Annotated in this window: 17 protein-coding genes; 9 read left to right on the forward strand and 8 right to left on the reverse strand. The window is 38.3% G+C overall.

The annotated features are described in order from the left end of the window. The first annotated feature begins 134 nt into the window (after positions 1 to 134). Positions 135 to 977, forward strand: coding sequence for a YitT family protein (locus tag CIL03_RS14850; protein WP_094886664.1), 843 nt, complete (start codon positions 135 to 137; stop codon positions 975 to 977). A gap of 19 nt (positions 978 to 996) precedes the next feature. After that, on the forward strand, positions 997 to 1,413 hold the full coding sequence (locus CIL03_RS14855) for a hypothetical protein (RefSeq protein ID WP_133087835.1): 417 nt from the start codon (positions 997 to 999) through the stop codon (positions 1,411 to 1,413). Between the two features lie 26 nt (positions 1,414 to 1,439). Here the strand turns inward: CIL03_RS14855 and CIL03_RS14860 are convergent, their stop codons facing one another. The 3 genes from CIL03_RS14860 to CIL03_RS14870 form a co-directional block, all read right to left on the reverse strand. Next, complete coding sequence (locus tag CIL03_RS14860; RefSeq protein ID WP_094886666.1) at positions 1,440 to 1,703, reverse strand: NifU N-terminal domain-containing protein; 264 nt, start codon at positions 1,701 to 1,703, stop codon at positions 1,440 to 1,442. A 199-nt stretch (positions 1,704 to 1,902) separates the two neighbouring features. Further along, complete coding sequence (locus CIL03_RS14865; RefSeq protein WP_094886667.1) at positions 1,903 to 2,103, reverse strand: DUF3813 family protein; 201 nt, start codon at positions 2,101 to 2,103, stop codon at positions 1,903 to 1,905. 269 nt (positions 2,104 to 2,372) lie between these two features. Then, positions 2,373 to 3,206 carry a Cof-type HAD-IIB family hydrolase gene (locus tag CIL03_RS14870; protein ID WP_094886668.1) on the reverse strand — a complete coding sequence of 278 codons (834 nt, stop codon included), beginning with the start codon at positions 3,204 to 3,206 and terminating at the stop codon, positions 2,373 to 2,375. A gap of 137 nt (positions 3,207 to 3,343) precedes the next feature. Between CIL03_RS14870 and yjfP the strand changes: the two genes are divergently transcribed. The 5 genes from yjfP to moaD all read left to right on the forward strand — a co-directional run bounded on the left by yjfP (position 3,344) and on the right by moaD (position 5,903). Then, positions 3,344 to 4,105, forward strand: a complete 762-nt coding sequence (gene yjfP, locus CIL03_RS14875; RefSeq protein WP_094886669.1) for an esterase — start codon at positions 3,344 to 3,346, stop codon at positions 4,103 to 4,105. Positions 4,106 to 4,226: 121 nt separating this feature from the next. Further along, entirely contained in the window at positions 4,227 to 4,538 is a 312-nt protein-coding gene (locus CIL03_RS14880; RefSeq protein WP_094886670.1) for a metal-sulfur cluster assembly factor, read from the forward strand. Between the two features lie 117 nt (positions 4,539 to 4,655). Next, positions 4,656 to 5,204: a molybdopterin-guanine dinucleotide biosynthesis protein B gene (gene mobB, locus CIL03_RS14885; RefSeq protein WP_165767969.1), complete on the forward strand. Its 549-nt coding sequence runs from the start codon at positions 4,656 to 4,658 to the stop codon at positions 5,202 to 5,204. Then, entirely contained in the window at positions 5,204 to 5,677 is a 474-nt protein-coding gene (locus tag CIL03_RS14890) for a molybdenum cofactor biosynthesis protein MoaE (protein ID WP_206207710.1), read from the forward strand. Before mobB ends, CIL03_RS14890 begins: the two co-directional genes overlap by 1 nt. Further along, positions 5,670 to 5,903 (forward strand): molybdopterin converting factor subunit 1, encoded by a 234-nt coding sequence (gene moaD, locus CIL03_RS14895; RefSeq protein ID WP_094886673.1) that lies wholly within the window; start codon positions 5,670 to 5,672, stop codon positions 5,901 to 5,903. The genes CIL03_RS14890 and moaD overlap by 8 nt, the downstream gene beginning before the upstream one ends. Before the next feature lie 293 nt (positions 5,904 to 6,196). Here moaD and CIL03_RS14900 read toward each other — a convergent pair whose 3' ends face one another. The 5 genes from CIL03_RS14900 to CIL03_RS14920 all read right to left on the reverse strand — a co-directional run bounded on the left by CIL03_RS14900 (position 6,197) and on the right by CIL03_RS14920 (position 9,276). Continuing rightward, the gene (locus tag CIL03_RS14900; RefSeq protein WP_094886674.1) at positions 6,197 to 6,499 is read right to left on the reverse strand and encodes a metal-sulfur cluster assembly factor; all 303 of its coding nucleotides are present in this window, start codon (positions 6,497 to 6,499) and stop codon (positions 6,197 to 6,199) included. 28 nt (positions 6,500 to 6,527) lie between these two features. After that, positions 6,528 to 7,775, reverse strand: a complete 1,248-nt coding sequence (locus CIL03_RS14905; protein ID WP_094886675.1) for a hypothetical protein — start codon at positions 7,773 to 7,775, stop codon at positions 6,528 to 6,530. A gap of 2 nt (positions 7,776 to 7,777) precedes the next feature. Continuing rightward, on the reverse strand, positions 7,778 to 7,993 hold the full coding sequence (locus CIL03_RS14910; protein WP_094886676.1) for a DUF2249 domain-containing protein: 216 nt from the start codon (positions 7,991 to 7,993) through the stop codon (positions 7,778 to 7,780). After that, positions 7,983 to 8,237: a DUF2249 domain-containing protein gene (locus CIL03_RS14915; protein WP_094886677.1), complete on the reverse strand. Its 255-nt coding sequence runs from the start codon at positions 8,235 to 8,237 to the stop codon at positions 7,983 to 7,985. The genes CIL03_RS14910 and CIL03_RS14915 overlap by 11 nt, the downstream gene beginning before the upstream one ends. A 346-nt stretch (positions 8,238 to 8,583) precedes the next feature. Next, positions 8,584 to 9,276, reverse strand: a complete 693-nt coding sequence (locus CIL03_RS14920; protein ID WP_094886678.1) for a Crp/Fnr family transcriptional regulator — start codon at positions 9,274 to 9,276, stop codon at positions 8,584 to 8,586. A 229-nt stretch (positions 9,277 to 9,505) separates the two neighbouring features. Between CIL03_RS14920 and CIL03_RS14925 the strand changes: the two genes are divergently transcribed. Both CIL03_RS14925 and CIL03_RS14930 read left to right on the forward strand, forming a co-directional pair. After that, a complete protein-coding gene (locus CIL03_RS14925; RefSeq protein WP_094886679.1) occupies positions 9,506 to 9,745 on the forward strand; it encodes a DUF2249 domain-containing protein in 240 nt (79 codons plus the stop codon). Between the two features lie 144 nt (positions 9,746 to 9,889). Next, on the forward strand, positions 9,890 to 11,020 hold the full coding sequence (locus CIL03_RS14930; protein ID WP_094886680.1) for a TIGR04053 family radical SAM/SPASM domain-containing protein: 1,131 nt from the start codon (positions 9,890 to 9,892) through the stop codon (positions 11,018 to 11,020). The last annotated feature ends 346 nt before the right edge of the window (positions 11,021 to 11,366 follow it).

Below are 11,366 nucleotides of genomic sequence, written 5' to 3' on the forward strand. Positions count from 1 at the left end.
GAGGTTTAATTCGAAAATCTTTTAGCATGCTTGTATTACCTTTAGTTTATAGCTAGTGTGAAAGATAGTCAAAGTATATTTCTAATATTTTAGAAAATGAAATAATGACAACAATTGAAGCAAGGAGGCGGCCAATGTTTATATTTGAAGCGAGACGTATTATCGTGGTTATTTTTGGAGCATTGTTAAATGCTATTTCGCTGAACTTTTTCCTGATCGGCGCAAATGTTTATGCAAGTGGATTTACCGGTGCTGCACAGCTGATTTCAAGTGTGTTTAATGATTTTATTGGAATAGGGGTCAGTACAGGTATTTTGCTATTCCTGCTCAACATACCGGTTCTGCTTCTGGGATGGTTTAAGGTAGGTAGAGGTTTTACGGTATATAGTATTATATCAGTAATTGCCACCACAATTTTTCTAGAAGTAATTCCGATAATTTCAGTATCCGATGATATAATACTGAATGCAGTGTTTGGTGGTCTTATAAGCGGTGTCGGTGTAGGGGTGACGCTGAAGTTAGGGGCTTCAACAGGTGGTATGGATATTGTTGCAATGGTATTATCACGATTGAATGATAAGCCGCTTGGCACTTATTTTCTATCATTAAACGCAGTAATCATTGCATTTGCAGGTATTTTATATGAACCGGAAAATGCTCTTTATACATTATTGACATTATACGTTACAACAAGGGTAATTGATGCAATTCATACACGTCATGAGAAAGTCACTGCAATGATCGTTACAAGGAAAGCCGACGAACTGCAGGAAGCAATTCACAAAACAATGGTTCGCGGTATTACAATTATCCCAGCAAAAGGGGCTTATACAAAGGAAGATAAGAACATGATGTATTTAGTAGTAACGAGATATGAACTATACGATTTAGAGCGCATCATAGGAGAAGTTGATCCAAATGCATTTGCGAACATTGTTGAGACAGCAGGGATATTTGGATTCTTTAGAAAAGATTAATGAAACGAGGGTAAATGGAATGAAATATCTCATTATGATAGTAACTGCACTGATGCTAGTCGCCTGCTCCGAATCTGCTGAGGACGAAATGATAAATAATGACACGGAAGAAAGTGACTCAGTCAGTTTTAGAAATGTAGATGTTAAGACAGATGACAACCAGGTTCATTTGACAGGTCAGGTTAGTGCAGCAGAAGGAGAATTCTATTATACAGCTGAACAGGGAGAAGAAAAGCTGATTGAAGAAAATCATGTGGAAGTTGAGGAAGGAACACATGGCTGGAGTGAATTTTCACTAGAAATCACTTTGCCGGATGGAACGGCAGAAAAGGAAGAGGCTCCTGTTGTTACACTATATGGAAAAAATAAGACTGGAAAAGTAATCAACCCAAACTATGTTCCAATTGATTTAAACATGAAAAAAGAGGCAAGCTGACTAGCTTGCCTCTATCTATGTATTTTTCAGTAGCCGTATTTCTCAAATACTTCGGTTACCTTTGGTGAAAGTTCATCCCATTCCACATCAAAATTTTTATTTACTGTTATAAAGTTTTGGTATCCAAATACGTTTGCCACTCCGTCAAGGTTCATTAATTCATTTAAAATTTCATGCTCACTTGTGTCACCAGGCATAACGGAAATACTGTTCGTACCTTCAAAAATAAGCTTGTCCGTTGTGAATTTCAATGCATTTGGATTTGGTGTAGCTTCTACACGAACACTCATCTTAACCCCTCCTAATCATACTTACCTATATATTAGCAGAAATGAAGACATTAAAAAAGAAAAATACTAATTACAAGACAGTTATCACATTAATTGTTAAAAATAAACTGCCCCCACAGAGTGAGGGCAGGGGTTTGCTGTAGTAAATCCGCTTCATCATAAAAATGAATTGGATATTACTGTGTGCAAGATGCGGAAGTTAGCTTAACTGATTACGCTGTTTCAATTGCTGCTCAAGCTGCTGCAGCTGTTGTTTTTCTTCAGGGGATGCGTCATTATATGCTGCCTGAATTGCATTTTGTGCAGCCTGCTGATCGGTTGGGCTGGCATTTGCATTACCTTGACCATTCATGAAATTCGTGACAGCATCTTTAGCTTGTTGAAATAAATTATTCTCCAACTAAAACCCTCCTAAAGTATGGTTGTACGTACCTTGTTGCTTTCGCTCAGCTTCTGAGTATCTGGATCTGTAAGGAAACCGTTCGTCGTGTTTTTTGACTGAATCAACGCCTTGTTGAACAAATCGCTTGGATTTACTGCCTTTTCCCACGATGACTCCTCCTTAATTTTATGCTCGAATTGTAACAGCAAAACAAAAAGTGAACGCTTTATACGTTCACTTATAGTATGGTTCATCACTGAATATATATAGAAGGTAATATTCGGGAATTATACTGATTTAGCTTTCAGATTTAAGTACTCTTCCAGAAAAATACCGATACCATCTTGTTCATTTGTTTGTGCAACATGCTTTGCTATTGTTTTTAATTCATCGATAGCATTTCCCATAGCAACTCCGACCCCGGCATAATCAATCATTTCCAAGTCATTATCCTCATCACCAAAAGCAATAATCCGCTCTTGGGGAATATTAAAATAATGGGCAACTTTTTGTAAGCCAACAGCTTTATTCATGCCTTTTTTAACAATTTCAATGATATTCCATGGTGCGCCCCATTTGCGGTGCTCAATTAATTCAGCATGATAATCATCCAAGTGGCTTCTCAGCTGCACGATATGTTCTTCTTTTGGGTGGATAAGAACAGATGTAGGATCCTCTTGCAATTTATTTCTGAGATTACCGATTGTAAAAGGCGGATCACCCTGTGTGGCCTGAAAAATATCGATGATTTTTTCATCATATTGATCGAGATAAACATCATCCATAACTTCAGCTAAAATGTTATTAACATCCAGGTCATAGCAGGCATCAATAATTTTATGAGCCGTTCGGATAGGCATCGGATTATGAAGCGCATCCCATCTATTATCTGTTGGATGATGTATCAGCGCCCCGTTAAAATTAACCATTGGTGTATCAAGCCCAAGTTCATGATAATAATTAATGCTGGCACGATGCGGTCTGCCAGTAGCAATGACAACTACATGTCCGCCATCGATTGCACTTTGTACTGTTTGCATTGTTCGTGGACTGATTTCTTTTTTATCTGTCAAGAGTGTACCGTCGAGATCCAAAGCAATTAAATGTTTTTTGTTTTCCATTCATTTCACCTCATCTGACATTAGTTTATAAGTGAAAACAATATATGTAAAGTAAATTATTGTTTTACTTTGTTTGCAAAGGGGATGAAAAAAATATTAATATAAATATAACTAGAACATTATAAGGGGATATCTAGATGATAGGAATTTATGAGAAAGAGATTAAAACAATACCGAGTCTCGTGGTTGTTGATGAAGATAAAGAAAAAGAAGCTTTGCCTGTTATCACATATTTTCATGGATTTACCAGTGCAAAAGAACATAATCTGTCATTGGCTTTTCTGCTGGCACAAAAAGGGTTCCGGGTTATTTTGCCGGACAGTGAATACCATGGAGTACGTGAACAGGAAATATCTGCACTGAAAAAACAGATTTCGTTTTGGGATATTGTGATGCAAAATGTAAAAGAGCTAAAGGATATAAAAGACTATGTTGATGAAGAAGGCCTGCTTTTAGATGAACGTTTTGGGGTTGCAGGTACAAGCATGGGAGGTATCACTACATCTGCAGCATTGACACAGTATCCTTGGATTACAACGGCAGCTGTATTGATGGGCTCACCAAAAATCACAACCTATGCCAAGACGCTTGTAAACAGCTTTAAGCGAATGGGGAACCTTCCAGTGACAGATGACATGATTGATCACCTGTATGAACAGCTTGAAAACTATGATCTGTCTAAACAGGTGGAAAAATTAAATGATCGTCCACTTTTATTCTGGCATGGTGAAAATGATGCGGTTGTACCATTCGATCATTCCTATACATTTTATGAGGAAGCTGCTAAAAGCTATAAGAATGTGGATAACATTCATTTTATTAAAGAAGCTAACAGGGACCATAAGGTAAGCAGACATGCTGTTCTGGAAACAGTAAAATGGTTTGATGAGCATTTATAAAATTTTTGTGAAAAAACGTCCAATTCCGGTCATAAACAGCCCAAATGTGTGAGCTATATCATTTAATTATACTTGGAAATATGTTTAAATATAGGTATGAACAATGCGAGGAGGAAAATACATGGATGAAGCTTTAAAAGAAAATATGATGGGCGCTCTTGAAAATGTAATTGATCCTGAGTTAGGTATTGATATTGTAAATCTTGGTTTAATATATGATGTTTATTTAGATGAAGAAGGTCTTTGTACAGTTACAATGACACTTACAGCAATGGGCTGCCCACTCTCGGCACATATCGAATCTGATGTAAGAAGAGCACTATCAGATATTCCAGAAATTAAGGAAATTAAAGTGGATATCGTCTGGAACCCGCCATGGGGGAAAGAAAAAATGTCACGTTACGCGAAAATTGCTCTTGGGATTCCAGATTGATTAGAAAAATAGAGGCTGATTCATTCCAGATGGGTCAGCCTTTTTTTGGTATTGGTCTTAGAAAAACGTATGGGAAAGCTTGGCGATGAGCCAAGTTTTCTAATAATGAGGGATAAAATGCAAAACAAATGGGATTTCCCAATATTCCAGATCGTTGGTTATAAAAAGTCAGGAAAAACTACGGTAATGCAGGAGATCATTCGTTATTTCTCTTCTATGGGACTGCAGGTTGGAACACTGAAGCATCATGGACATGGGGGAGAACCAGAGCAGGTTAAAGAAACAGACAGCTATAAGCATTTGAAGTCTGGTGCTGCCATAAGTTCGGTAAAAGGGAAAAATCAGTTTCAAATTACAGTAAATCACGCAACTGCTGAACTGGATGAACTTATTCAATTTTATACATTACTTCCTCTTGATATTTTATTGATAGAAGGATATAAACGGGCTGAGTATCCGAAAATTGTTTTGATCAGGAATAAAGAGGATTTACAGCTTCTGGGCAACCTTTCAAATATTATTGCTGTAGGTGCAAGGGATACTGCGCTTATAAAAAGTTTGAATTATTTTACGTTTCAACTGGAAGAATTAAATAATTTCTTGCCTGGACTTATGGAATATATTACAGTGAAGTTAGAAGTGTTTGAAAAGGGGACCAGGAAATAATGGAAAAGGATTTTTGGATTACGGATCAGCCAATTGAAATAAATGATGTCGTAGAGAAAGTGGTACGGCCAGAAGCTGGCGCAATCAATACGTTTATTGGGACGGTCCGTGAATTTACAAAGGGAAAAAGAACGTTATATTTGGAATATCAGGCATACGCTGCAATGGCCGAAAAAAAACTAGAAGAAATTGGACAAGAGATCTCGGAGAAGTGGGGAGATGCAAAAACTGCAATTGCCCATCGCACTGGGCGCCTGGATATTTCTGATATAGCTGTTGTCATTGCGGTGTCCACCCCGCATCGCAAGGATTCCTTTGAGGCAAGCCGTTACGCGATTGAGCGAATCAAGGAGATTGTACCAATCTGGAAAAAAGAACATTGGGAAGACGGAACACTCTGGATAGGCGATCAAAAGGAAACAAAGTCATATGAAGAGAATAGACCAGCAAAGGAGGAAATAATAAATGATTGATGTATTATTTTTTGCTGAATTGCAGGAAACCGTTGGCCAGGAAAAAGTTTCTCTGCAGGTTGAAGGGATTACTGTAAAGGACCTAAAAACAAAGTGGCTGGCAGAATATGAGCTGGATAACATTGAAAGCGCTATGGTTGCAATAAATGAAGAATATGCTGAAGAAGATGCAGTTATTGCAAGTGGCGATGTTGTTGCATTTATCCCACCTGTTAGTGGTGGGTAAGCATTATAATGGATTGCGGTTACAGGGAGTGGCTTCTGTAACCGCGTTTTTTGGCGTTTGTGTCGCTGGGTTAGGGGGAGTGTTTCTGGTTGAGATGGGGGATATCCGTCCGAGGCAGGAAATATCCGTTTAATGAGCAAGATATCCGTCTGAGACGTGGAATATCCGTTCAACGAGCAGGATATCCGTGCGAGCCGGAGAATATCCGTTCAACGGGAAAGATATCTGTCTGAGATCGAGAATTTCGATTCATCAACCAATACCTACAAAAGCTCACTCACACTCCAGTCCGTTTACCCAAATCCAAGCATTTCTTTTGCTTTATCACTCATCTTTCCGGGATTCCAGGCTGGATCCCAGACCAGATCGACATGCACATTTCCAACACCTTCCAATTGGCCAACCCGGTATTTTACACCATTCATGATACTGTCATGCATGGGGCAGCCCGGTGTGGTAAGGGTCATTTTAATTTCCACGTTATCCTCATAATCGACACCAATTCCATAAACGAGTCCCAGATCCATAATGTTAATTCCAAGTTCAGGATCTATTACCTCAAATAAAGCTGCACCGACTTTTCTTTCCAGAGACATTGCAAAAAACTCCTTTCTGACTGTGGGTTTATACAAATAAAACACGAATAATGGAAGCGGCATAAACGAGTGATGTCAATGCAAGCAGGCCCTGAAAAATAAATACCATCAAGCCAACCTGTATAAGACCACCGATTACTAAACCAATTACACTGATAATCAGGAATACAAATAAGACCACACTTAATTTTTCGTCAATCATTTCTTTTAATGTAGGTACTTTTTCCTTACCTATTTTTTCGGAGTATTTATGCGTCCACCACAGAAATGGAACAATTTTATACAAATAGCCCATAATACTGAAGATAATCCAGCCCATAACATATAAAAATATTAGCCAGCTCCATATAATTGGGTTTTCTGCACCAATTAAATGAATCACCAGTGCAAAGAAGTGAATAGCCAGTCCATTCGCAATAGCCAGCAATGAAAAAGTAAATGGTTTATCCAGCTTTTTCTTTATACGTTTGGCCAAAATTTCCTTAATATCAAGTACAAAAAAGCCAAAACCTAAAAACAGGAGTATCCAGCCAAGTGTTTCGAGATAAACAAAACCAAACCAAAATGAGCCAATTAAAAAAACTAATCCTATGACATAGGTTAAAAATGCTGATTTAGCCCATTTCATGCTGAATCCGTGAGACAAGCTGAACATTGGCACTAATTTATAGGAAAAGCCAAAGATTAATAAAGTGAACCAGCCAGCAACCCCTAATACCATATGGGAATATAATATCGATGAATGTGATACGATTCCGCCATATGAAATATTCCAAGCAAGTAAAAATCCTGCAATAATCGTCAGGAAAAAGCTTGTTATGGCACCAAGTACAAAGTAGGTCATCATATTTTTGGTTTGCTGTTTACGGATGGTATTCACCATTTGAATAATAAATAAAATGATACCTATAATGGCAAGGATTCCACCATATATCGCTTTTGCAGGCTGAAACCCAAGCATCACCGCAAATAATGTCACACCGGCAGCTGTCAGAATGAACTGTAGAAACCCGAACTTTTGACTCCAAATCGGGGTTAAAAATGCAACAGGAACAAGCTGATACATTGCTCCCATTGCTATCATTACTGCAAATCCAAGCAGCAAAAAATGAGCACCCATCCAGATATCCGGAAGCCGAAATTGCCCTGCCAGCAATAAATCACTGTTGAAAAACAAAATCACCTGTGCAACAACAAGTGCGATCAAAGCATAAATAATAAATGCCAGTGGAAGTTTGATATTTGTGTCAGATTTCATGCTCATTCCAGGCATCATAATTAATCACCAGTCTTTGTGATAGATATTTTAAAACTGCCATCCTCCTGAGGTTCTGTTTCATGGAGATAGCCGCGTTCGTTTAATTCTTCATATAGAAACATTGGTCTGCGGTCATTGATGATTGCCAGAGATTCGCCGCTATTCATTTTATCCAATGCTTTTAATGTCCGCATCATTGGCTGAGGAGGCTCCAGACCGCGATTATCAATTATCATTTTCTTTTCCCCCTGTTTTGGTATAAGTGACTTTCCAATGTTTCTTTTCGATTTTCTCAGCTTCGTATTCAAAGCCTTTTCTTTTTAAAACTTTATGCAGAGGAACCGGATTAAAGGGTGCATGCAAAATAAATGCCTGCCCATCCTCCACTTGCTTCACTGTCCCCATTATTTTATCGAAAGGCTCTTTCTTCAATCGCAAATCTTCTCGTACATCCAGTTCGATTATTGCTTTCGTATCCAATTGAATCACCTCTTTTGTTTTTTCTATCTATATGATAATGATTTTCAATTAGATTTGTAGTGACTTGTGTCACATATTAAGAGCAGAGTAAAAACATGATTTGAGGGGTGGCCATTATTGAAGATCGCTTGAGTAAGAATTTTATATTTATGTAAATGGCTGCTGGTCATCACCGACAAGTGAATTCCTGCAGTAAGATTATTCAGGATTTTGCTGTGGAGAGCAATTCCGGATATGATTTTTATCATAGTTGAGATGAAATAGAGTATAGAAATAGAACAAGACAGCAGGTACCTACTGTCTGCTGTCTCGTTCTATTGAGAAAACTAAAAATTATTTAGCTCTTTTAAAATAATTCCTCTTCCAGCCCATCTGTATCAAGCAAAATAAATCCTGATTTATCCGCTTGTACTAAGTTCTTCTTTTTAAGCTGTGTTAATGTACGGCTGACTGTTTCCCGGCTTGAGCCGATCATATTGGCTAATTCCCGGTTCGTAAATTGGGTGGTTATCCGGACTCGGCTTTCACTTGTTTCCTTACCGTAATTTTTGGCCAGACGCAGCAGCAGCATAATAATCTGTTCGTATGTATTATGGAGAATTTTCTCTTCTAAGCGTCTTTGCAAATCAACTATGATATCACCAAGGACCTTGAACAGCTTTACACAAATTTCCGGATGTGTAATAAGGAAATTTTCAAATAAATGAATCGGAATATATATTAAAACAGCATCCTCCAGCACCTCCGAATGTGCAGGGTAGTCATCCTGTCTGAAGAAACCCTGGTGTGGAAACATGTCTCCCGGCTGCAAAACATTTACAATCTGTTCTTTGCCATGGAAGTCGGTTTTATATATTTTGATTTTGCCCTGATGGATAAAATAGACATTCGTTAATGGATCTCCTTGCATGAAAACATGAGATCCATGCCGGTATATTCGATTTTTTGCCAGTTCAATAATAGGCTCCATCTCGAAATCTGTCAGGTCTTTAAAAATAGGAAATTTCTGCAGGAGTTCTTGTACTGATTCTGAATTCATTAAAACACCCCTTCCTTGCTTATATATCTATCTTTACTTCATTTTATATGTTCTTACATATCCATTTTACCACGTTAATTAAGATGTTTTTAAATTAATTGTGACTATTTTATGATACTGTGATAAAAATCATAGTTAAATGGTGCTTTTTCTCACTTACAGACCCAGCATTTCTATTTATGATAAGGATGTACAAAAATAGTGAACGATTAACTGGGAGGTTAACGATATGAATGATATTAAATTTGCAACAAAATTACATGCACCAGATATAGAACCAAGACACAGACATCCACGTATTTTTGAAGTGTTCGATGAACTGAAATCCGGAGAATTTATGGAGCTGTCCAACGATCATAATCCAAAACCACTGCAATATCAATTTATGATCGAAAGAGAAGGGACTTTTTCCTGGGAGTATCTTGAAGAAGGTCCGACACTATGGCGTGTAGCCATCGGGAAAAAATAAGAATTATTCATAGATCCTTGAATTTTTGTTCAAGGATCTATTTGTGTCCTTTTTTTGAAAATCTTAAATAAGTGAAAAACATCACATCACCAATGAAAATATAGTACTACAATTTAGTCAGACTTTGACTACAGGAGGGTTACCATGTTCACAAGAGATTATAACGAAAACCCGTTTATTGTTATTTGGGAATTGACACGTGCTTGCCAATTAAAATGCCTGCATTGCAGAGCAGAGGCACAGTATCATAGAAACCCATTGGAATTAACCTTTGAAGAAGGCAAGAAGCTAATTGATGATATATATGAAATGGATAATCCAATGCTTGTTTTTACCGGTGGGGATCCATTGGAACGTCCGGATGTTTTTGATATAGCGGAATATGCGGTTAAAAAAGGTGTGCGTGTTTCAATGACCCCATCTGCGACACCGAATGTAACAAAAGAGGCGATGCAAAAAGCAAAAAATGTTGGATTGGCAAGATGGGCATTCAGTGTAGATGGGCATAGTGCGGAAGTGCATGATCATTTCCGTGGCACAAATGGGTCATTTGATTTAACGATGAATGCAATCAGCTATTTACACGAACTCAAAATGCCGCTTCAAATTAATACAGTTATTTCTAGATATAATTATGAATACCTTGATGAAATGGCAGAAATGGTGGAAAAACTTGGTGTTGTGTTATGGAGTGTATTTTTCCTTGTTCCAACCGGACGCGGAAAAGAATCAGATATGATTTCACCAGCAGAGCATGAAAAGGTTCTGCGCTGGCTCTATAAGCTGTCAAAAAGAGTGCCATATGATATAAAAACTACAGCAGCACAGCACTATCGCCGTGTTGTTATCCAAAGCAAAATGCGCGAACATAAGGGAATGAGTGACAAGGAGCAAATCTTTTACGAGGATGCACTTAATCAAGGAAAGACAGGTCAAATTGATGGACTGGGCCGGGCACCAAAAGGTGTAAATGATGGAAATGGATTTGTGTTTATTTCCCATACAGGGGATGTGTATCCAAGCGGGCTGCTGCCAATTAAAGCGGGAAATGTCCGCCAGACACCATTGGCGACCATATACCGAGAATCAGAAGTATTCCAGAATCTGAGAAATCCTGATAAATACAAAGGAAAATGCGGAGTCTGCGAATTCCGCCATGTTTGCGGAGGCTCCAGATCAAGAGCATATAACGTTACAGGTGATTATATGGAGAGCGAACCATATTGTGTTTATATTCCAAGGGCAATGCGGCAGAAGAAAAAAGCGAAAGCGTAAGTGGGAAGTGCAGAGAATGATTAATCCTTGCATGTAAGTGAATAACACAGAATTGAAAAGGGCTTGGTAAACTATAACCGAAATAGCTATTTTATTATTCGATAGAAATGCAGGTGGCAGAAGTCTTCTTGGCAGTTTGCAGTATGCTTCTATGAGCTCAAAAAATTATCTCTTTTGGTTAGAAAAAAAGCCTGAATCCGATAGATTCAGGCTTTTGGATGTGTGCCAGGCATGCACACATTCTTTAGGGTTGAAGTCCCGAGCCACGAAGGCAGTAGTAGTGGTTAGCTTAAGACAAGGGTGTCTGGGGCGACCCAGAATCTGAAGGAAGTCGGCGGCAAATCTC

Origin of the sequence: Virgibacillus indicus, from assembly GCF_002266285.1 — a bacterium.
GTDB classification, from domain to species: Bacteria; Bacillota; Bacilli; order Bacillales; family Amphibacillaceae; genus Virgibacillus_K; species Virgibacillus_K indicus.